Origin of the sequence: Microbacterium sp. NPDC077184, from assembly GCF_040687055.1 — a bacterium.
GTDB lineage: Bacteria > Actinomycetota > Actinomycetes > Actinomycetales > Microbacteriaceae > Microbacterium.
Genome location: NZ_JBFBMM010000005.1, coordinates 208,766 through 229,868, shown reverse-complemented (window position 1 = coordinate 229,868; position 21,103 = coordinate 208,766). Strand labels below are relative to the sequence as shown.

Here is a 21,103-nt window from a genome sequence, read left to right as displayed (position 1 = left end):
CCTGGAGGGGTGAACTCCGTACCGGATCGGACCCCTGACGCTGGATCGACGGACGGGGCTGACGCGTCGGCCGCCGCGTCAGCCGCCGCGTCAGCCCGGAAGACGCCGCGTCGGCGCGGGCTGCGCGTCCTGTGGTGGATTCTCGGGTCGATCGGGGCGCTGATCGTGGCGGCCGTCGTGGCGTTCCTCGTCTGGGCGAATGTGGGGGTCATGGCGGCGGAGCCGACCGCTCTCGCCGCGGTCGAGTCCGACCCCGCCGTCACGCTGACCGATGAGGGGTCCGCGTGGGTGCTCGCGCCCGCGGAGGGCGGGTCCGACACCGGGCTGGTGTTCATCCCCGGCGCGAAGGTCGAAGGCGACGCCTACGCGGCGACGCTCGTCGGGGCGGTGCAGGACGGCGCGACCGTCGTCATCACCAAGCCGACCCTGAACCTCGCGTTCTTCGACGTCCGGCCGCTGTCCGACTTCTCCGCGCTCGCCCCGGACGTGACGACCTGGGCGGTCGGCGGGCACTCGCTCGGCGGTGTGCGCGCGTGCCAGCTGGCCGAAGACGCCGACGCCCTGGTGCTCTTCGCCAGCTACTGCGCGAACGACCTGTCGGGGTCGGACCTGCCGGTGCTCAGCATCGCGGGCAGCGAAGACGGCCTGTCCACGCCCGAGAAGATCGCCGAATCGGCGTCCCTCCTCCCGGCCGACACCGAGTTCGTCGAGATCGCCGGCGGCAACCACGCCGGGTTCGGCGCGTACGGCCCGCAGGCGGGCGACAACCCCGCGACGATCTCCGACGATCAGATCCGCGCCGGGATCACCGCCGCCCTCGCCCCGTTCCTCCTCGCCCTCTAGCCGCGCCCGGCTGTCCGGGGCGTAGCGGCGTGTGGCACCGTGGCCGCGTACCGAACTCCTCCCATCCGGTGCCGGAAGGCCGGATCCCGCCCCTCCCCCGCTCTGTCGCCCGCAGATCTGAGGAGTTCGGTACAACTCCCCCGGCTGTCCGGGTCTCCGCGCGCGAAGGCCCGGAGGGCGACGTCACGCCGCCGGTATCGCCACCCCGCGTACCGAACTCCTCCGATCCGGCGCCAAAACGCGGGATGCGGTCCTCCGTGCGCGCCCGCCCGGCACATCTGAGGAGTTGGGCACGCGTCCGCGACCGACCCCGCCCGTCGCGATGATGTCCCGCAGCTGCCGGAAGAGCTCGTCGGCGTGGAACAGCACGTCTTCCGCCAGCGGACGAATCGTGGTGAAACCGAGCGCGGCGGCGGACAGGTCGCGACGCCGGTCCCTGCGTTGCTGGTCCCAGCCGGCATGGTGCGCCTCACTGTCGCACTCGATGATCAACCATCCGTCGACGACGAAGTCCACGCGGCCGACGCCCCGGATCTCGACCTGCACCTCGACGGCGCACCCCAGCATCCGCAGCATGAGGCGCACGAGGCTCTCCGGACCCGACTCGCACCGGCCATCGACGAGTCCGCGGATTGCGCGGAACCGCACGGGCAGTCGAGCGAACACCTCGCCGAGACCGTCGTCGTCGATGAGTCCGAGATGCAGCGCACTGTCGAGAGTCGCGATCGCCGACCGGATGGGCTGACAGCGGCACGCCTGCGCCAGCGCCTCGACGATCGGCACGCACAGATCGTTCTGGGCCGCCTCCGAGTCGCGCCAGTGCCGGCAACTCGCCGGGCCGGGCGCGGGGAGGCGGCTCGCGCCCGGGGTGATCTGGATGTGCGAACCGGACCCGTGGTGCACGAAAACCTCGAGCAGGGCGAGGAGAGACACGCAATCGAGGCGGCCTCCCAGCCGTGCGGCATCCGTGACCGCCGGGGGTGTGTCGAAAACGACGTACTGACCTCGCCGCACTCGCAGCAGACTGCCGGTCGCGACGAGAGTCGCCAGGGAACGCCGCGTGATGCCTTGGGCGCGGAGTTCCGCCGTCGTCCACAGACGCGGCGCGGAACGCTGAGCAGAAGCGGGCTGTCGGGTGCGCATGAGGTCACCCTGGCCGCCCGTGCGAACGCGGGGACCGTCGTGGCGGCGATGTGTGGAGAGTGGGCCGGACGCCGACCCTGGGGAGGAGCCGCGGTGGGCCGTGCCGAACTCCTCAAATACGGGCGCCGATCGGCCGGAAACACACCGCTCGGTCACCCTCCGGGCCGGATCGAAGGAGTTCGGCACGCGGCAGGCCGACAACCGAGCGCCGGCGGGAGCCGGGCGCCGGAGACGGACCCTGCGCCGGAAGCCCACCCGCGGTGCCGCGCGGCAGGCGCGCGCAACTCCTCAGATCCGGGCCGAATCCGGTCAGGAACGGCCACGGTCGGCACAACCCGCACAGATCGGAGGAGTTCGGCACGCGGCCCGATGCCGACGGCGGGCAAGGCGCCGGCCGGGGCCGACGTGCGGGTGCCTCGCGGCAGGCGGGCCCAACTCCTCAGATCCGGGCCGAACCCGCGCGAGAATGGCCCGGGCGGGCGGAACCCCGCCGGATCGGAGGAGTTACGCCCGACCCGACCCGCCCCGCCCCGACCCGAACGCGGGTCAGGCCTCGAAGCCCTCGGCGATCAGCTCGATGAGCTCCTCGCGCTCCTCGACGGCGAGGAAGGCGCCGGCGGCGGCGTTGAGCTGGAAGGCCTCGAGGTCGTCCAGTCCGTAGTCGAACGTCGCGGCGAGGAGCGCGAGCTCGCGGGTGAGCGACGTGCGGCTCATCGTCCGGTTGTCGACGTTGACCGTCACGGCGAAGCCGAGCTGGTACAGGAAGTCGAACGGGTGGTCCTCCATCGTCGTGCCCCAGCGCTCGATGGCGCCGGTCTGCAGGTTCGACGACGGCGACAGTTCGAGAGGGATCTCGCGGTCGCGCACCCAGCGGGCGAGGTCGCCGAACTGCACGAGCACCTCTTCACCCTCGCGCGAGATGACCTCGAGGTCTTCGGCGAGACGCACACCGTGACCGAGACGCAGCGCGCGTCCGTCGATGAGGGCCGAGCGGATCGAATCGAGCCCCGCCGCCTCGCCCGCGTGCACGGTCACCGGGAAGAACTGCTCGGCGAGGTAGTCGAACGCCGCGCGGTGCTTCGACGGCGCGAAACCGTCCTCGGGGCCGGCGATGTCGAAGCCGACGGCGCCCCTTCCGCGCCAGTCCACCGCGAGCTTGGCGATCTCGAGCGACCGGTCGGTGTGCCGCATCGCGGTGATGAGCTGGCCCACACGGATGTCGTGTCCTCGGCTGTCGGCGAGGTCCTCGCCCTCCTCGATCCCCTCCTGCACGGCGTCGACGACCTCTTCCAGCGACAGCCCGCCGGCGAGGTGCTGCTCGGGCGCCCACCGGACCTCGCCGTAGATGACGCCGTCGGCGGCGAGATCCTCGACGAACTCCCGCGCCACGCGGGTGAGACCCTCACGGGTCTGCATCACCGCGGTGGTCAGGTCGAAGGTCTTCAGGTACTCGACGAGCGATCCGGAGTCACTCTTCTCGGCGAACCAGTCGCCGAGCGCGTCGGCGTCGTCCTCGGGCACATCGACACCGGCGGCGTCGGCGAGCTCGATGATCGTCGCCGGCCGCAGGGCGCCGTCGAGGTGATCGTGGAGCGAGATCTTCGGCAGTCCGCGAACGGAGAGCCCCTCGATGACGGTGTCGCCGTGCTGGTCGATCGACATGGTGTTTCTCCTGAATCGGGAAGGGGAACGAAGGCGGGGATCGTGGATGCCGGAGCGTCAGGCCGTGATGCGCTCGAGGACGAGCGGGGCGGCCGGGGGCTGCTGCCCGCCGATCTCCCACGCGCCTTCGAGTGCGTCCAGTGCCCGCTCGAAGCGGGAGTCATCGTGCCCGAGCAAGGTGAACAGGGGCTGACCGGCGGTGACCGTGTCTCCGGGCTTGACGTGCAGGTCGATGCCGGCGGCATGCAGGACCGGGTCCTCCGCACGGGCGCGACCGGCTCCGAGGCGCCATGCGGCGATGCCGAAAGGCAGCGCGTCGAGACGCGACAGGATGCCGGCGGTCGGCGCCGTGATCGTGTGCGTCTCGCGGGGGGTGGGGAGGGCGGCATCCGGGTCGCCGTCCTGCGCGCGGATCATCGCGCGCCAGACGTCCATGGCACGACCGTCCTTCAGCGCGGCCTCGACGTCGGCATCCGGCTGTCCGGCGAGGGCCAGCATCTCCCGCGCCAGCGCGACGGTGAGCTCGACCACGTCGGCCGGTCCGCCGCCGGCGAGCACCTCGACGGACTCGCGCACCTCGTTGGCGTTACCGATCGTGAGCCCCAGCGGGGTGTTCATGTCGGTGAGGAGGGCCGTGGTGGACACCCCGGAGTCCTCTCCCAGCGCGACCATCGTGCGGGCGAGCTCGCGGGCACGGTCGACGTCCTGCATGAACGCACCGGAGCCGAACTTCACGTCGAGGACGAGCGCATCGGTCCCCTCGGCGATCTTCTTCGACATGATGCTGGACGCGATGAGCGGGATCGCCTCGACGGTGCCGGTGACATCCCGCAGCGCGTACAGGCGCTTGTCGGCGGGCGCGAGCCCGGAGCCGGCGGCGCAGATGACCGCTCCGGGATCGCCGAGCTGCGCCAACATCTCCTCGTTCGACAGCGCCGCGCGCCACCCGGGGATCGACTCGAGCTTGTCGAGGGTTCCCCCGGTGTGACCGAGCCCGCGGCCCGACAGCTGCGGCACGGCCACGCCGAACGCGGCGACGAGCGGCGCGAGCGGCAGCGTGATCTTGTCGCCGACGCCGCCGGTCGAGTGCTTGTCGACCGTGGGCTTGCCGAGCGATGCGAAGCTCATCCGCTCCCCCGAGGCGATCATCGCGTCGGTGAGCACCCGGATCTCGGATCGCTCCATGCCGTTGAGCAGGATCGCCATGGCGAACGCCGCCATCTGCGAGTCCGCGACGTATCCGCGCGTGTACGCGTCGACCATCCAGCGCAGCGCGTCGTCGGGGACGGTGCCCCCGTCGCGCTTAATGCGGATGACGTCGACGGCGTCGAAGGGCTCGACGCTCATCGGCCCGCCTCCTCGAGATCTCGGGGCCCGAACGCGTCGGGCAGGACTTCATCGATGGTGCGGATGCCGGAGACGGTCTCGAGCAGCATCCCGGGCAGGGCGAATTCATACAGCAGCTGACGGCAGCGCCCGCACGGCATGATCGTGTCACCGTGGCCGTTCACGCATACGAACGCGACGAGCTGCCCGCCTCCGGACATCTGAAGGTCGCTGACGAGACCGCACTCCGCGCACAGACCCACGCCGTACGAGGCGTTCTCGACGTTGCACCCGGTCACGATCCGCCCGTCGGAGACGAGGGCGGCGGCCCCCACCTTGTAGCGGGAGTAGGGCGCGTAGGCGCGCTCCATGGCGTCGGTGGCGGCTGCGCGCAGCTCGTCCCAGTGGATGTCGGTCACACTCACCCCTTGATGTACGGCTTGCCCGCGGCGGCGGGTCCCTTGATCTGACCCGCGAAGCCGGCGACCGCGAGGATCGTCACGACGTACGGCAGCATCAGCATGAACTCGCTGGGGATCGGCGTCCGCAGCACCGTCAGGAGGTTCTGCAGGTTCGTCACGAAGCCGAAGAGCAGCGCGGCCAGGCTCGCGCGGATCGGGTCCCAGCGACCGAAGATGACGGCGGCGAGGGCGATGAACCCCAGGCCGGCGGTCATCTCCTTGCCGAACTGCGGCACCGAGACGAGCGTGAAGTAGGCCCCGCCGATACCTGCGATCGCGCCGGCGAGAGAGACGTTCCAGAACCGCGTCGGGTTCACCCGGATGCCGACGGTGTCGGCCGCCTGGGGGTGCTCGCCCACGGCGCGCAGACGCAGCCCCCAGCGGGTGCGGTACAGACCCCACGACACCACGGCGACCGCGATGAACATGAGATAGACGATGAAGGTCTGGTTGAACAGCACCGGGCCGAGGATCGGGATGTCGCCGAGGACGGGGATCTTGATCCGCTCGAAGATGACCGGACGGTTCAGCTCGGTCTCGTTCGGGACCAGCAGCGCGCCGTAGAGGAACCCGGTGAGGCCGGTGACGAGCACGTTCAGGACCACGCCGACGATGACCTGCTCGACGAGGTACTTGATCGCGAAGGCCGCCAGGACGAAGGCGACCAGGACGCCGCCGATCATTGCTCCGATCAGCCCGATGAAGGGGTTCTGCGTGATGCTCGACAGGAGAGCGGCGGAGAACGCGCCGAGGAGGAACTGGCCCTCGATCGCGACGTTGACCACGCCCGCGCGCTCGCCGATCACGCCGCCGAGGGCGCCGAAGACGAGCGGCACCGACAGGGAGACCGCGCCCACGAGGAGGCTGGACACCGGCACGAGCCCGTCGGCCCCGGCCCACACCAGGAACGCGAAGACGCCGAACGCGCCGAACGCCGATGTGAGCCACAGGGGCGTCCGCTCGTAGTTCCCGGCGAGCCAGGCCGAGTAGGCGGTGAGAAGGGCGAGCAGCACCACGATCACCCACGAGGTGAGCGCGGTGTTCAGCACAACGTCGGGCAGGGCGATGGCCGACGAGGAGTCGCCGAGTCGGAAGGTGCTCTCCCCCGATCGCGGGACGAAGAGGAACAGCGCCGCCAGCAGCAGCGTCACCACGCCGAGGACGATGGGGACCTTGAAGCTGCGCACCTTCACTGTGGTGAGATGGCGTGCGCCGTCGTCGGTTGCGGAGGCTGCGAACGCGCTCATGCCGACACCGCCTTTCCGCGGGTGTCCTCAGGTCGACGCTTGGCGGCCTTGGCGCGTGCCTTGGCGGCCTTCTCGGCATCCGACTTGGGGAGGAAGAAGATCGTGCGCAGCAGCGGCGGCGCCGCGATGAAGAGGACGATCAGCGACTGCACGACCAGGACGATGTCGACCGGGATGCCCTGCGCCTGCATGGCGAAGGATCCCGACTTCAGGATGCCGAACAGGATGCCGGCGGCGAACGTGCCCCACGCGCGGCTGCGCCCGAGGAGCGCGACCGTGATGGCGTCGAAGCCGATGCCGGCGTCGATCGTGCCGGAGAAGCCGGTGGTCACCGACCCCTGGATCTGATTCATCGCCGCCATGCCCGCCAGACCCCCGGCGAAGAGCATCGCGTACACGTAGATGCGCTTGACGTTGATGCCCGCGGCGAGCGCGGCATGCGGGTTCTCCCCGACCGCGCGGATGCGCAGGCCCAGGCTCGAGCGCTCGAGGATCCACCACACCACCACGGTGATCGCCACGACGATGAGGAAGCCCCAGTCCAGCGCCGGGAAGGCGGGACCCAGCAGGTCGGGGAACTGAGCGGATGCCGGGGTGGGCGCGGTGATCGGCTGGTTCGTGCCTTCGCGCTGGAGGAGGCCGGGGGTCCGGATCATCCACAGCAGCAGGTAGAAGGCGATGTAGTTGGTCATGATCGTGAGGATGACCTCGTGGGCACCCGTCACGGCCTTGATGAGTCCGACGAGTCCGCCCCACAGCGCGCCGCCGACGATGCCGGCGAGCATGGTGGTGGGGAGGTGGATCCACATCGGCAGATCGAGGTTGAACGTGAAGAACGCCGCGAAGATCGCTCCCATGAGCATCTGACCACGGGCGCCGATGTTGAACAGGCCGGCGCGGAACGCCAGCGCCACACCGAGGCCGGCCGCGATGAGCGGCGCGGCGAAGCCGAGCGAATTGGTCAACGGACGGATCTGGCCGACGAAGTCGTCGGCACGGGCGTTGAAGATCGACCCGCGCACGAGCGCCTCGTACCCGCCGTAGACGGCGTTCCAGATCGCCGCGAGCGTATCGCCGGGACGGGCGAAGAAGTACGACGACGCCTCCTGGACGTCCTCGTCGGTGAGGGCGATGAGGATGCCGCCGACGATCATGGCGAGGACGATCGCGAGGATCGTCGTCACGGCGCTGCCGCGCAGGATCTCCTTCATCAGGACGTTCGCGCGAGGCGGCTCGGGCGTCGACGTCTCGCCCGGCGTCTCGTGGCCCGTGAGGGGGCCGGTCGCCCGGGGAAGCTGCTCGCCGGGGCGCGCGGCGTCCTCGGCTCCGGGAGTCGTGCCGCTCATGCTGCTGCCTCCGCTTCGCTCGCGCCGGCCATCATGAGTCCGAGCACGTCGCGCGGGGTGTCCCCCGGCACGATTCCGATGATCCGACCGCGGTACATCACGGCGATGCGGTCGGCGAGGGCGGTCACCTCGTCGAGCTCGGTGGACACGACGATGACCGGGATGCCGGCATCCCGCGTCTGCACGATGCGCTTGTGGATGAACTCGATCGAGCCGACATCGACTCCGCGGGTGGGCTGCGCCGCGACGAAGAGGCGCAGGTCGCGGCTCATCTCGCGGGCGATGACGACCTTCTGCTGGTTGCCGCCGGAGAGCGCCCCCGCCGGGGACTCCGGCCCCTGGGTGCGGATGTCGTACTCGGTGATCCGCTCGCGGGCGAAGGTGTCGACCACCTGACGGCGGATGGTCCCCGCGCGCACGAACTCGGGGTCGCTGGACCGGTCGAGGATGAGGTTCTCGGCGACGGAGAAGGTCCCGACGAGGCCGTCCTCCTTGCGGTCCTCCGGCACGAAACCGACGCCGGCATCGAGGATGCCGCGGACGCTCTTGCCGACGAGCTCCGTGCCGTCGAGCTCGATCGAGCCCTCCACGCGCGCAGCGAGGCCGACGATCGCCTCGACGAGCTCGGTCTGGCCGTTGCCCTGGACACCGGCCACGGCGAGGATCTCCCCGGGACGGACCTCGAACGCCACGTCATCGACGACGACGGCGCCGGCGGGTGTGAGGACGCGCAGGTCCTTCACCCGCAGGCCTCCGTCGCCGACGCGCGGCGCGTCCTTCTGCACGGTGAGCTCGACCGCGCGGCCGACCATGAGCGAGGCCAGCTCGGTGTTGCTCGCGGTCGGCGATGCCTCGCCGACGACCTTCCCGAGACGGATGACGGTGATGGCGTCCGCGACTTCGCGGACCTCGCGGAGCTTGTGGGTAATGAAGACGATGGAGGTGCCCTCGTCGCGGAGCTGGCGCATGATCGCCATCAGCTCGTCGGTCTCCTGGGGCGTGAGGACGGCGGTGGGCTCGTCGAAGACGAGGACGCGGGCGTCACGGGACAGGGCCTTGATGATCTCGACGCGCTGCTGCACGCCGACGGGCAGATCGCCGACGAGCGCGTCGGGGTCGATCTGGAACCCGAAGCGGTCGGCGACCTCGCGCACGTGCCGCCGGGCGGCGGCGAGGTCGAGGACGCCGAGGCCCTTGGTGTTCTCGTGTCCGAGCATGACGTTCTCGGCGACGGTGAAGACCGGGATCAGCATGAAGTGCTGATGGACCATGCCGATGCCCGCGTTCATCGCGTCTCCCGGACCCCGGAAGTGCTGGACGACGTCGTCCAGCAGGATGTCGCCTTCGTCGGCTTGGTAGAGGCCGTAGAGCACGTTCATCAGCGTGCTCTTGCCGGCCCCGTTCTCACCGAGCAGGGCATGGATCTGACCCGGCTCGATGACGAGATCGATGTGGTCGTTGGCGACCAGGGAGCCGAATCTCTTCGTGATCCCCCGCAGCTCCAGCTTCATAAATGCACCCTACCTGTGGCCGCTCCGCAGGGCGGAGGGCGGAAAACAGTTCGTGGACACCCAGCGGGGCGAGCAGCGTCATCCGCTGCTCGCCCCGTCGGGTGATGTCAGATCACGGGGAGTTCGGGGACTCCACGACGATCTCGCCGGAGACGATCTGCTCCTGCAGCGCCATCAGCTCGTCCATGAGGCCCTCGGGCAGCTCGGACTCGAACTCACCGAAGCCGGAGAGCTTGACGCCCTCGTTCTCGAGCGTGCCGATGTAGGGGGCGACGTCGAAGTCGCCACCGGCGGCGGCCACGGTCGCGTCGTAGACGGCGACGTCGATCGCCTTCATGATCGACACGAGGGTGACGTCGGCGACGTCCGGGTCGGCGACGGCGAGGTCGCTGTCCACACCGAGCATGACGACGTCGCCGCCACCCTCGGCGATGGCCGCGGCCGCGCTGACGTAGATCGGTCCGCCGACGGGCAGGATCACGTCGACACCCTGGTCGAGCACGCCCTGCGCGGTCTGCTTGGCGGTGTCGTTCGCGGCGAAGCCACCGGTGAACGAACCCTCCTGGGCCGCGGTGTCCCAACCGAAGACCTCGACGTTGGCGCCGTTGTCCTCGTTGTACTTCTGCACGCCCAGCTCGTAGCCGTCCATGAAGACCGCGACCGAGGGGATCTGCATGCCACCGAAGGTGCCGACCTTGTTCACGCCGTTCTCGGCGGACCAGGATGCCGCGGCGTAACCGCCGAGGTAGGCCGCCTGCGCGGTGTCGAAGACGAGGGGCTTGATGTTCGGGGCATCCGTGGTGCCGTCGAAGTCGGTGTCGGCGTAGTCGTCGATGATCGCGTAGTCGATGTCCGGGTTCGCGAGGGCCGACTCCACGGTCGCGGCGGCGAGGTTGAAGCCGACCGAGACGATCAGCGTGCAGCCTTCGGCGACGAGCTGCTCGAGGTTGGGGCCGTAGTCGTTCGGCGTGGTCGACTCGAGCTCGATGCCCTCGACGCCCAGCTCGTCGATGGCACGGTCCATGCCCTCCTTTGCGGACTGGTTGAAGGAGCGGTCGTTCCAGCCGCCCTCATCCGAGATGAGGCAGGGGGTGAAGTCGTCAGCCGCTTCGGGTGCGGCGGTGTCGGACGTGTCGGCCTCGGGGGCCGCGCCGCAGCCGGCGAGGAATGCGACGATGCCCGCGGCGGCTGTGACACCGACGAGCTTCTTGGTGCGTGAGATGGTCAACTCAGCCTCCACATGATCGGCCCCGAGACTTTCACGGGGACTGCACAAAGTTACCTACTGCGACGCCTCGGTTGCATTCATGCGAGGGCTGTGAGCGGCAATGGTTACAAAGACGCAATCTCTCGTTACACAGGACGCGATCCCACGCCGGTCCCCGGCGGTGGCCTGGGAGGTCAGAGGACGTCGCCGCGACCGGTGAGCTTCAGCGCGTCGACGACGCCCTTCACGCGCTGGGCGTGCTCGCTCGTGGTCACCAGCAGCGCGTCGTCGGTGTCGACCACGACGATGTCGCGGACGCCGATGAGGCTGATCACGCGCGAGGTCTGGCTGACGACGATGCCGCTGGCGGCATCCGAGAGGATCCGGGCGTTCTCCCCCAGGATCGCCAGATCGTTCTTGCGTCCGTGGGAGTTGAGCTTCGCGAGGCTCGCGAAGTCCCCCACGTCGTCCCAGTCGAAGTGGCCGGGGATCACCGCGAGGCGGCCGCGCTCGGCGGCGGGCTCGGCGACGGCGTAGTCGATGGCGATCTTCGTCAGGGTCGGCCAGACGCGATCGACGACGGGACCGCGACGATCGCGGTCGTCCCACGCCTCGGCGAGGTCCATGAGGCCGGCGTAGAGCTCGGGCTGGTTCTCGGCGATCTCCCCCAGCAGCACATCGGCGCGGGAGATGAACATGCCCGCGTTCCACAGGTAGGAGCGGTCGGCGAAGTACTCCTTCGCCAGCTCCAGGTCGGGCTTCTCGACGAAGCTGTCCACCAGGGCGGCCTCGGGGGCTCCGTCCACGACCAGCTCGCTGCCCTTGCGGATGTATCCGAAGCCGACGGAGGGTTCGGACGGCTGGATGCCGATCGTGCAGATGTATCCCTCGCGCGCCGTCGCGACGGCCTGACGCACCGCCCACTCGAACAGGTGCGGCACACGGATGACGTGGTCGGCGGCGAACGAGCCGATGATCACGTCCGGATCCCGCCGCGAGAGGATCGCGGCGGCCAGGCCGATCGCCGCCGCCGAATCGCGCGGCTCGGACTCCAGGAAGACATTGTGGTCGGGGATGCCCGGCAGCTCCTTCTCGACCGCGGCGCGGTGCGCGCGGCCCGTGACCACGGCGATGCGGTCGGGGCCGGAGAGCGGCTCGAGGCGGTTCCAGGTGTCGCGGAGAAGGGTGTGGCCCGACCCGGTGAGGTCGTGCAGGAACTTCGGCGCGTCGGCACGCGACAACGGCCACAGCCTGCTGCCGATGCCTCCGGCGGGGATGACGGCGTAGAAGTCCTCGATCGGATCTGGCATGAGACCCAGGGTAACGAGCGGTGTCTCGCGCCCGTGACGAGGGCGTGTCCGGCGCGTGTCGCCGAAAGAACGGGCGATCTTCGCTCCCGGGCAGGATCCCCCCGGAATGGAGGAGACGATTCCCGTCGCCGTCGCCCCTCGCTTTCTGACGGGAATAGGATGAACACAGCACCGTCAGGGTGCCGGTTCCGCGATTCGGCCACGAGCGCCGGGTTCGAGCGGACCGCTCGCTCGATCCAGGGAGGACGGCCGTGTCTGCACCAGCACGCGTCACACCGCCGGCATCCGCGACCACGTCGAAGGTGCCGCGGGGAACGCTCTACCGCGGTAACGAAGGCATGTGGTCGTGGGTGCTGCATCGCATCACCGGAATCGCCATCTTCTTCTTCCTGCTGGTCCACATCCTGGACACGGCGCTGATCCGGGTCTCGCCCGAGGCGTACGACGCGGTCATGAGCACGTACAAGAACCCGCTCATGGGCATCGGCGAGGTCGTCCTCGTCGCCGCGGTCGTCTACCACGCCTTCAACGGCCTGCGCATCATCCTGGTCGACTTCTGGGCCTGGGCCACCCGCCACCAGCGTCAGCTCTGGTGGGGGGTGCTGGGCCTGTGGGCGGTGACGATGATCCCGTTCACGGTCCGCCACCTCTCCTTCGTGTTCGCCGAGATCGGAGGGGGGAACTGATGTCCGCCGACACCATCGCCGCCCCGCGCTCACCGCGCACCCCGGCCCGCAAGGGCGGACCCAACCTGGAGAAGTGGGGTTGGATCTACATGCGCGTCTCCGGCGTCGCGCTGATCATCCTCATCTTCGGTCACCTCTTCGTGAACCTCATGCTGGGCGAAGGCATCAGCGGCATCGACTTCGCGTTCGTCGCGGGCAAGTTCGCCAGCCCGTTCTGGCAGTGGTGGGACGTGCTGATGCTGTGGCTCGCGCTCATCCACGGCGCCAACGGCATGCGCACGATCGTGAACGACTACGTCACCCACGAGACCACCCGCCGCGTGCTGGTGTGGGCCCTGTGGCTCTCCGCCGGATTCCTCATCCTCCTCGGCACCCTGGTCGTGTTTACCTTCGACCCGTGCCTGGGCATCGAGAGCTCCAGCACCGACTGGTTGATCGAGAAGTGCGCGGCACTGTGACCGCGGCGCTGATCGCCCCCACCGTTCCGACGACGCAGCAGCACGAAACGAAGGCATCCTCCCTGTGAGCACCCAGAGCACCGACAGCGCCGACAGCTACGTCAAGGACGGCGTCCACTACCACCAGTTCGACATCGTCATCGTCGGAGCCGGCGGCGCCGGCATGCGGGCGGCCATCGAGGCCGGTCCCGGCGCGAAGACCGCCGTGATCAGCAAGCTGTACCCGACGCGTTCCCACACGGGTGCCGCGCAGGGCGGCATGGCCGCGGCCCTCGCGAACGTCGAAGAGGACTCGTGGGAGTGGCACACCTTCGACACGGTCAAGGGCGGCGACTACCTCGTCGACCAGGACGCGGCCGAGATCCTCGCCAAAGAGGCGATCGACGCGGTCATCGACCTCGAGAACATGGGTCTGCCGTTCAACCGCACCCCGGACGGCAAGATCGATCAGCGTCGCTTCGGCGGACACACCGCCGAGCACGGCAAGTCGCCGGTGCGCCGCGCGTGCTACGCCGCCGACCGCACGGGTCACATGATCCTGCAGACGCTGTTCCAGAACTGCGTGAAGCTCGGCATCAACTTCTTCAACGAGTTCTACGTGCTCGACCTCATCACGGTGAAGGATGCCGCGGGCAAGACCCAGATCGCCGGCGTCGTCGCCTACGAGCTCTCCACCGGCGAGCTGCACGTCTTCCAGTCCAAGGCGGTCATCTTCGCCACGGGCGGTTTCGGCAAGATCTACAAGACGACCTCCAACGCCCACACCCTGACCGGTGACGGCGTCGGCATCATCTGGCGCAAGGGCCTGCCGCTGGAGGACATGGAGTTCTTCCAGTTCCACCCCACCGGCCTCGCCGGTCTCGGCATCCTCCTCACCGAAGGTGCTCGTGGCGAGGGGGCCATCCTGCGCAACGTCTCGGGCGAGCGGTTCATGGAGCGCTACGCCCCCACCATCAAGGACCTCGCCCCGCGCGACATCGTCTCGCGCTGCATGGTGCAGGAGGTGGCCGAAGGCCGCGGCGCCGGCCCGCACCGCGACTACGTGCTGCTGGACTGCACGCACCTCGGCGCCGAGGTGCTCGAGACCAAGCTCCCCGACATCACCGAGTTCGCCCGCACCTACCTGGGCGTCGACCCGGTCGTGGAGCCCGTGCCGGTCATGCCGACCGCGCACTACGCGATGGGCGGCATCCCTACCAACATCAAGGCGGAGGTCCTCGCCGACAACGACACCGTCGTCCCGGGCCTGTACGCCGCCGGCGAGTGCGCGTGCGTGTCTGTGCACGGCTCGAACCGCCTCGGCACCAACTCGCTGCTCGACATCAACGTCTTCGGCAAGCGCGCCGGTCGCTACGCGGTCGAGTACGTGAAGGATGCCGACTTCGTCGCCCTCCCCGAGGACCCCGCCAAGGAGGTCCGCGAGATGATCGAGGGCCTCCGGGCCGGAAGCGGCACCGAGCGCATCGCGGTCCTGCGCAAGAAGCTGCAGGACGAGATGGATTTCAAGGCCCAGGTGTTCCGCACCGAGGAGTCGCTCACCGACGTCCTCGGCACGATCGAGGAGCTGCGCGAGCGCTACAAGAACATCCACGTCGACGACAAGGGCAAGCGGTACAACACCGACCTGCTCGAAGCCGTCGAGCTCGGCTTCCTCCTCGACATCGCCGAGGTCGTCGTCGTCGCCGCCCGTAACCGCAAGGAGAGCCGCGGCGGACACATGCGCGACGACTACCCGAAGCGCGACGACGAGAATTTCATGCAGCACACCATGACCTACCTGTCGGGCGACCCGCACTCTTCGAAGGCGGACGACCACATCCGTCTCGACTGGAAACCCGTCGTGATCACGCGTTACCAGCCCATGGAGAGGAAGTACTGATGGCCAGCCTCGCCGTCGTCGACGAGACCACCGAAGCTCCCGCAGCCCCGGAGGAGGCCGGCGACACCGGCATCCAGTCGTTCCTCGTCACCTTCATCGTGCGCCGCTTCGACCCCGAAGCCGACACCGAGCCGCGCTGGGTCGACTACGACGTGGAGCTGTACTCCACCGACCGCGTGCTCGACGCCCTCCACAAGATCAAGTGGGAGGTCGACGGGTCGCTCGCGTTCCGTCGCTCGTGCGCCCACGGCATCTGCGGGTCGGATGCCATGCGCATCAACGGCCGCAACCGGCTCGCCTGCAAGACGCTGATCAAGGACCTGGACATCTCCAAGCCGATCTACGTCGAGGCGATCAAGGGCCTGCCGCTGGAGAAGGACCTCATCGTCGACATGGAGCCGTTTTTCGCCTCCTACCGCGAGGTGCAGCCCTTCCTCATCGCGAACTCCACCCCGGAGAAGGGCAAGGAGCGCGTCCAGTCGATCGTCGACCGCGAGGTGTTCGACGACACCACCAAGTGCATCCTCTGCGCCGCGTGCACCTCGTCGTGCCCGGTGTTCTGGACCGACGGGCAGTACTTCGGTCCCGCCGCCATCGTCAACGCGCACCGCTTCATCTTCGACTCGCGCGACGACGCCGGCGACGTGCGCCTCGACATCCTCAACGACAAGGAGGGCGTGTGGCGTTGCCGCACGACCTTCAACTGCACCGAGGCGTGCCCCCGCGGCATCGAGGTCACGAAGGCGATCGCCGAGGTCAAGCAGGCGGTCCTCAGCGGTCGCTAGTCTGCTGAGGTGAGTTCCGGTCCTCGCCGCGTCGGCGGCTCCCGCGAGGTGGCCGCCGAGGCGGCCGAGGCCGCCGCGCACGAGCAGACGCTCCGCGCGCGATGGGAGGCGACGCAGGAGCAGCTGCGCGAGAGGCTCGACGAGCCGATCAGCCGGGCGACGGAGATCACCCAGCGGACGCTGGCGTGGTTCCCCGTGCGGGTGTGGCGCCACTTCCTGCAGCACAACGGGTTCCTGCTCGCCGCCGGCGTCAGCTATCAAGCGCTCTTCGCGACGTTCGCCGGCATCTACGTCGCCTTCGCGATCCTGGGGCTCTGGCTCGGCGGCAATCAGGACGTCGTGAACGCGATGATCAGCGCGATCAACTCCTACATCCCCGGGCTCATCTCCGACGAGGGACTCTTCACCCCCGACCAGGTCACGGCCATCGCCACCGGGTCGACCAGCCTGCTGTCCATCACCGGTGCCATCGCGTTCGGAACGCTGCTGTGGACCGCCATCGGCTTCGTCACCTTCACCCGCCGCGCGGTGCGCGACATCTTCGGCCTCCGTCCGGACCTCCGCAGCTACGTCATGTTGAAGAGCCGCGACCTGTTCGGGGCGGTGCTGTTCGCGGTGGCGCTCATCCTCGGGTTCGCCGCGACGTCGTTCGGCACGTGGGCGTTGCAGCTGATCTTCTCCCTCTTCGGCTGGACCGAGGCGACCGGGTGGTACGAGGTCGCGGTGCGCCTGGGGTCGATCGCGATCTCGTTCCTCGTCTTCTCCGCGGCCCTCGCCGCCCTCATCCGCTTCCTCACCGGGACGTCACTGCGATGGCGGCGCATCATCCCCGGCTCCCTGCTCGGCGGCGGCGCGATCACCGTCCTGCAGCTGTTCACCGGATGGCTCTTCCTGTACACCCCCTCCAACCCGCTCCTGGCGACCTTCGCGATCTTCGTGGGGCTCCTGCTGTGGTTCCGCATCATCGGGATCATCATCCTCACCGCCGCCGCCTGGATCGCCGTCGCGGCATCCGACGATGACGTGCCGCTCATCGAGCTCTCCGAGGAAGAGCGCCTCGCGCTCGAGCACCGGGCGCTGCTGACGGCCGCGCACGTGCGCCTGCGGACGGCCGAGGAGGCGCACGCCGGGGCTCCCTGGTACCGCCGGCCGGTCACCGCGCGGCACCTCCGCGCGGCGCGGGCCGAGCTCGCCGAGGTCGAGGCGTCGACCCCGGCGGCCCCGGTGATGCGCGGTCACGCCGCCCACGTCGCGCACGTGCACTCCCTGAGCGCCGAGCACGAGTCCTGAGATCGCGTGTCCTGACCCGCGGTTAGGCTGTCCGTCGTGCCTCGCCGCCTCCGCATCGCCTCGGTCAATGTCAACGGCATCCGTGCCGCAGCCCGGAAGGGCCTGCACGAGTGGCTCGACGCCGCCGACGTCGACGTCCTGACGCTGCAGGAGGTGCGCGCGACCGAGGCCGAGCTGCGGGCCGCGCTGCCGGGGTGGGAGACCGTCGGCGACGAGGCGCTGGCGAAGGGCCGCGCCGGTGTGGCGATCGCCACCCGCACCCCCGTGACCGCCGCGCGCGCCCGGTTCTCCGACGACACCGTCGACGCCGCAGGTCGCTGGATCGAAGCCGACATCACCGTCGGGGCGGAGGTCGTCACCGTCGTGAGCGCCTACGTCCACACGGGCGAGGCCGACACTCCCCGCCAGGACGCCAAGTACGCCTTCCTCGACGCGATGGAGAAGCGGATGCCGGAGATGACCGCCGCGACCCCGCTCGCCCTGGTCACGGGCGACCTCAACGTCGGTCACCGCGAGCTCGACATCCGAAACTGGAAGGGCAATCGCAAGAAGGCCGGGTTCCTCCCCCGTGAACGGGCGTACTTCGACCGCTTCCTCGCGCCGGACGGGGTCGAGGTCGACACGGTCGACGGCGAGCGCGGGACGGGTCTCGGGTGGGTCGACGTCGGTCGACGGGCCGCCGGCGAGGTCGAGGGGCCGTACACGTGGTGGTCGATGCGGGGCCGCGCCTTCGACACCGACACCGGATGGCGGATCGACTACCACCTCGCCAGCCCCGCCCTCGCCGAACGCGTCACCGACTACCGCGTCGAGCGTGCGGCATCCTGGGACACCCGCTGGAGCGACCACTCCCCCGTCATCGCCGACTACACCGTCGGCTGACCGGTCGATCTCGCTAGGGTGGGTCCCACGTCGATCCTTGGGGAGAAGCCGATGGCACGCCGCACCAGATCACTCGGCGGCCTCGCCGCCCTCGCCGCCGTCGCCATCGGGCTGACCGCGTGCAGCGGGTTCGGGGACACGCAGGACGCGACGGGCGGGGTTCGCGGGAACCTCGCGCCGGTGACCGTGGGAGCGGAGCGGGCGGGCTGGGAGATCCGCGCGTGGTCGATCGGGCCGGGAGCTCCCGTGGAGCTCGCCCGGGTGGATGCCGACGACGATGGGAGTTTCGCCCTCGGATCCCTGGAGGTCGCCGAGGGTCGCCTCGTCCTCGTCGAGGCCGCGCCGGGCGGAGCCGCGCGCGCGGATCTCGCCGTCGTCGCCCCCGCGGAGGATCTCGCCTCCCTCACCCTCAACGAGCGCACGACCGTTGCGGCCGGTTTCGCGCTCGCCCAGTTCTTCGGTCGGGATCTCGTGTCCGGGGACGATCCCGGTCTCGCCAACGCCGTGGCGATGGCCGCCACGCTCGCCGACCCGGTCACCGGCGATTACGGTGCGGTACTCACCTCCTCTCCTAACGGGTATGAGACCCAGACGCTCCCCGCATTCACCTCGCTGACGAACGTCGTCGGAGCCTGCCTGGTCCGGCGCGACGTCTGCGACGACGTCGCCGGCGCCGCGGGCGTGGAGCCCGGCACATCGATGGCCGCAGCGGTCGCGTCGATCGCGCGCGACCCGTCCGCCGCCGTCGACGAGATCTTCGATCTGTCGCTGATCACGTCCGGCGACCGCCCAGGCCTCGATGAGGCGCCGTCGGCCTGGACGCTTGCGCTCCGCTTCGACGGCGACGGAACGGACCTGGCCGGGCCCGGCAACTTCGCCATCGATCCCGAGGGCAACATCTGGATCAACAACAACTATGAGTACGACGCCGACCCGCAGACGCCCGTCTGCGGCAGCGACGAGATGTTCATGTTCTCCCCGACGGGGGAGCTGCTGGAGACCTACTCCGGCGGAGGGCTCTCCGGCTCGGGCTACGGCATCGACTTCACCAGTGACGGCCTTCTGTGGTTCAGCAATTTCGGCTTCGCCGCCGCAGCACCGGGATGCCCGGAGGAAGACCAGCCGCCCCACAACAGCATGTCGCTGTTCACCTACGACGGTGAGCCGCTCTCCCCCGACAGCGGCTTCACCGGCGGGGACCTGAGCTGGCCGCAGGGCATCGAGGTGACCGCCGACGACGACGTGTGGATCGCCAACTGCGGCAACGACAGCGTCACGGTCTACCCGGGCGGCAACCCGGACGCCGCGCGGAACTTCGCCGACCTGGGTCTCGATCAGCCGTTCGACGTCGTCGACAACGGCGCGCACATCTTCGTCACGGGGATCGCGAACAACACCGTCGCCGTCCTCGATCGCGAGGGGACGCCCATCGCCGGATCCCCCCTGACCAACCCCGGGTTCCAGAATCCGATGGGGCTCTCGACGGACGCCGACGGCAATGTCTGGGTCGCGAATTCCGGGACGACGACGCTCCCCTGCCCGGACCGACCCGCCGACGCCGAGGGCGCGGCATCCGTCTCCCTCATCAGCCCGGACGCCGGCACCGTGTCGGGTCCGTTCACCGGCGGCGGCGTGACGCGCCCCTGGGGCATCGCGACCGACGGCGACGGAAACGTGTGGGTGGCCAACTTCGCCGATCAGCGCCTGTCGGCGTTCTGCGGGACCCGCCCCGAGACGTGCCCCCGCGGGCTCGACACCGGCGATGCGATCTCTCCCGACGACACCGGGTATGCCTTCGACGGCTTCACGCGCAACACCGGCGTGGCCGTGGATCCCTCCGGCAACGTCTGGGTGGCCAACAACTGGGAGAACATCCCGGTGCAGACCAACCCCGGCGCACACCAGATCGTGGCTTTCGTCGGTGCCGCCGCACCTCTCCCGGTCGCACCGTTCGAGAGGTCCGTCGGCTGACCCGCGCACGGCGGTCGGCATCCGCCTCCTAGGATTGACGGGTGATCAAGCCCCGCCTGTACTCCGGTATGCAGCCCTCGGCCGACTCCCTGCAGGTCGGCAACTACATCGGGGCCCTCATGCAGTGGCGCGACCTGCAGGAGTCCTACGATGCGTTCTTCTCCGTCGTCGACCTGCACGCGCTGACGCAGCCGAACGACCCCGCCGAGCTCCGGGAGAAGACGCGCCGCACCGCCGCGCAGTACATCGCCGCCGGGATCGAGCCGTCGAAGTCGACGCTGTACGTCCAGTCGCACGTGCCCGCGCACGCCGAGCTCGCGTGGATCCTCTCTACCCTCACCGGCTTCGGTGAGGCCGGGCGGATGACGCAGTTCAAGGACAAGTCCCAGCGCTACGGGACCGACGCGACCTCGGTCGGCCTGTTCACCTACCCGGTGCTGATGGCGGCCGACATCCTGCTGTATCAGACCGACATCGTGCCCGTCGGCGACGACCAGAAGCAGCACGTCGAGCTGACGCGCGACCTCGCGGAGCGCTTCAACTCGCGCTACGGGCAGACGTTCCGCGTACCCATGCCGGTCATCCAGCAGGACACCGCACGCATCTACGATCTGCAGAACCCGACGGCGAAGATGTCGAAGTCGGCCGAATCGGATGCCGGCGTCCTGTGGCTGCTGGATGACCCGGCCAAGAGCGCGAAGAAGATCATGCGCGCCGTGACCGACTCCGAGGGCGCGGTCCGCTACGACCGCGAGCAGAAGCCCGGGGTGTCGAACCTGCTGGTGATCTACGCGGCCCTGACGGGCCGGCAGATCCCCGCGATCGAGGACGAGTACGCGGGCCGCGGCTACGGCGACTTCAAGAAGGGGCTCGCGGAGGTCGTGGTGAACGAGTTCGGCCCCGTGCGCGCCCGCGCGTTGGAGATGCTCGACGACCCCGCAGAGCTCGACCGGGTGCTGGCCGCCAACGCCGACCGCGCCGCCGAGGTCGCGGGACGCACCCTCGGCGACGTGTACGACAAGATCGGCCTCCTCCGCCGCCGCTGACCCCGCCGCGGCCGCGCCCCGTGCCTCGCGTCGCGCGGGCCGAACTCCTC

The 21,103-nt window shown here is 69.5% G+C and carries 18 protein-coding genes; 9 read left to right on the top strand and 9 right to left on the bottom strand.

Features of this window, described 5'->3' with window-relative positions; genetic code table 11:
* The first annotated feature begins 9 nt into the window (after positions 1-9).
* A complete protein-coding gene (locus AB0O93_RS11260; RefSeq protein WP_363343348.1) occupies positions 10-843 on the top strand; it encodes an alpha/beta hydrolase in 834 nt (277 codons plus the stop codon).
* Positions 844-1,026: 183 nt separating this feature from the next.
* On the opposite strand, the gene AB0O93_RS11255 is transcribed toward AB0O93_RS11260, so the two are convergent.
* From AB0O93_RS11255 to AB0O93_RS11215, 9 genes are all read right to left on the bottom strand, one after another.
* Positions 1,027-1,986, bottom strand: coding sequence for a type IV toxin-antitoxin system AbiEi family antitoxin domain-containing protein (locus AB0O93_RS11255; RefSeq protein ID WP_363343346.1), 960 nt, complete (start codon positions 1,984-1,986; stop codon positions 1,027-1,029).
* A 546-nt stretch (positions 1,987-2,532) separates the two neighbouring features.
* The gene (locus tag AB0O93_RS11250) at positions 2,533-3,648 is read right to left on the bottom strand and encodes an adenosine deaminase (protein ID WP_363343344.1); all 1,116 of its coding nucleotides are present in this window, start codon (positions 3,646-3,648) and stop codon (positions 2,533-2,535) included.
* 57 nt (positions 3,649-3,705) lie between these two features.
* Positions 3,706-4,995 (bottom strand): thymidine phosphorylase, encoded by a 1,290-nt coding sequence (locus tag AB0O93_RS11245; RefSeq protein ID WP_363343342.1) that lies wholly within the window; start codon positions 4,993-4,995, stop codon positions 3,706-3,708.
* Complete coding sequence (locus AB0O93_RS11240) at positions 4,992-5,393, bottom strand: cytidine deaminase (RefSeq protein WP_053548951.1); 402 nt, start codon at positions 5,391-5,393, stop codon at positions 4,992-4,994. The genes AB0O93_RS11245 and AB0O93_RS11240 overlap by 4 nt, the downstream gene beginning before the upstream one ends.
* 2 nt (positions 5,394-5,395) lie before the next feature.
* Positions 5,396-6,682, bottom strand: coding sequence for an ABC transporter permease (locus tag AB0O93_RS11235; RefSeq protein ID WP_363343340.1), 1,287 nt, complete (start codon positions 6,680-6,682; stop codon positions 5,396-5,398).
* Positions 6,679-8,028: an ABC transporter permease gene (locus AB0O93_RS11230; protein WP_363343338.1), complete on the bottom strand. Its 1,350-nt coding sequence runs from the start codon at positions 8,026-8,028 to the stop codon at positions 6,679-6,681. Before AB0O93_RS11230 ends, AB0O93_RS11235 begins: the two co-directional genes overlap by 4 nt.
* Positions 8,025-9,539, bottom strand: coding sequence for an ABC transporter ATP-binding protein (locus AB0O93_RS11225; RefSeq protein ID WP_363343336.1), 1,515 nt, complete (start codon positions 9,537-9,539; stop codon positions 8,025-8,027). Before AB0O93_RS11225 ends, AB0O93_RS11230 begins: the two co-directional genes overlap by 4 nt.
* Positions 9,540-9,651: 112 nt before the next feature.
* Entirely contained in the window at positions 9,652-10,767 is a 1,116-nt protein-coding gene (locus tag AB0O93_RS11220; RefSeq protein ID WP_363343334.1) for a BMP family ABC transporter substrate-binding protein, read from the bottom strand.
* Positions 10,768-10,940: 173 nt separating this feature from the next.
* The gene (locus AB0O93_RS11215; RefSeq protein WP_301133795.1) at positions 10,941-12,056 is read right to left on the bottom strand and encodes a mannose-1-phosphate guanylyltransferase; all 1,116 of its coding nucleotides are present in this window, start codon (positions 12,054-12,056) and stop codon (positions 10,941-10,943) included.
* A 251-nt stretch (positions 12,057-12,307) separates the two neighbouring features.
* Between AB0O93_RS11215 and sdhC the strand changes: the two genes are divergently transcribed.
* From sdhC to trpS, 8 genes are all read left to right on the top strand, one after another.
* Positions 12,308-12,742: a succinate dehydrogenase, cytochrome b556 subunit gene (gene sdhC, locus AB0O93_RS11210; RefSeq protein WP_363343332.1), complete on the top strand. Its 435-nt coding sequence runs from the start codon at positions 12,308-12,310 to the stop codon at positions 12,740-12,742.
* Positions 12,742-13,200 (top strand): succinate dehydrogenase hydrophobic membrane anchor subunit, encoded by a 459-nt coding sequence (locus tag AB0O93_RS11205; RefSeq protein WP_363343330.1) that lies wholly within the window; start codon positions 12,742-12,744, stop codon positions 13,198-13,200. Before sdhC ends, AB0O93_RS11205 begins: the two co-directional genes overlap by 1 nt.
* A 64-nt stretch (positions 13,201-13,264) precedes the next feature.
* A complete protein-coding gene (gene sdhA / locus AB0O93_RS11200) occupies positions 13,265-15,079 on the top strand; it encodes a succinate dehydrogenase flavoprotein subunit (protein ID WP_363343328.1) in 1,815 nt (604 codons plus the stop codon).
* Positions 15,079-15,864, top strand: coding sequence for a succinate dehydrogenase iron-sulfur subunit (locus tag AB0O93_RS11195; RefSeq protein ID WP_236968219.1), 786 nt, complete (start codon positions 15,079-15,081; stop codon positions 15,862-15,864). Before sdhA ends, AB0O93_RS11195 begins: the two co-directional genes overlap by 1 nt.
* A gap of 9 nt (positions 15,865-15,873) precedes the next feature.
* Positions 15,874-17,154 (top strand): YihY/virulence factor BrkB family protein, encoded by a 1,281-nt coding sequence (locus AB0O93_RS11190; protein ID WP_363343325.1) that lies wholly within the window; start codon positions 15,874-15,876, stop codon positions 17,152-17,154.
* Between the two features lie 36 nt (positions 17,155-17,190).
* Positions 17,191-18,036 carry an exodeoxyribonuclease III gene (locus AB0O93_RS11185; RefSeq protein WP_363343323.1) on the top strand — a complete coding sequence of 282 codons (846 nt, stop codon included), beginning with the start codon at positions 17,191-17,193 and terminating at the stop codon, positions 18,034-18,036.
* Between the two features lie 51 nt (positions 18,037-18,087).
* Positions 18,088-20,007, top strand: coding sequence for an NHL repeat-containing protein (locus AB0O93_RS11180; RefSeq protein ID WP_363343321.1), 1,920 nt, complete (start codon positions 18,088-18,090; stop codon positions 20,005-20,007).
* A gap of 41 nt (positions 20,008-20,048) precedes the next feature.
* On the top strand, positions 20,049-21,053 hold the full coding sequence (gene trpS / locus AB0O93_RS11175; RefSeq protein ID WP_363343319.1) for a tryptophan--tRNA ligase: 1,005 nt from the start codon (positions 20,049-20,051) through the stop codon (positions 21,051-21,053).
* The last annotated feature ends 50 nt before the right edge of the window (positions 21,054-21,103 follow it).

Coding starts and splice junctions, on each gene's coding strand:
- AB0O93_RS11255 (WP_363343346.1), bottom strand. CDS start 1,986: ATGCGCACCCGACAGCCCGCTTCTGCTCAGCGTTCCGCGCCGCGTCTG.
- AB0O93_RS11250 (WP_363343344.1), bottom strand. CDS start 3,648: ATGTCGATCGACCAGCACGGCGACACCGTCATCGAGGGGCTCTCCGTT.
- AB0O93_RS11245 (WP_363343342.1), bottom strand. CDS start 4,995: ATGAGCGTCGAGCCCTTCGACGCCGTCGACGTCATCCGCATTAAGCGC.
- AB0O93_RS11235 (WP_363343340.1), bottom strand. CDS start 6,682: ATGAGCGCGTTCGCAGCCTCCGCAACCGACGACGGCGCACGCCATCTC.
- AB0O93_RS11230 (WP_363343338.1), bottom strand. CDS start 8,028: ATGAGCGGCACGACTCCCGGAGCCGAGGACGCCGCGCGCCCCGGCGAG.
- AB0O93_RS11225 (WP_363343336.1), bottom strand. CDS start 9,539: ATGAAGCTGGAGCTGCGGGGGATCACGAAGAGATTCGGCTCCCTGGTC.
- AB0O93_RS11215 (WP_301133795.1), bottom strand. CDS start 12,056: ATGCCAGATCCGATCGAGGACTTCTACGCCGTCATCCCCGCCGGAGGC.
- AB0O93_RS11205 (WP_363343330.1), top strand. CDS start 12,742: ATGTCCGCCGACACCATCGCCGCCCCGCGCTCACCGCGCACCCCGGCC.
- AB0O93_RS11195 (WP_236968219.1), top strand. CDS start 15,079: ATGGCCAGCCTCGCCGTCGTCGACGAGACCACCGAAGCTCCCGCAGCC.
- AB0O93_RS11180 (WP_363343321.1), top strand. CDS start 18,088: ATGGCACGCCGCACCAGATCACTCGGCGGCCTCGCCGCCCTCGCCGCC.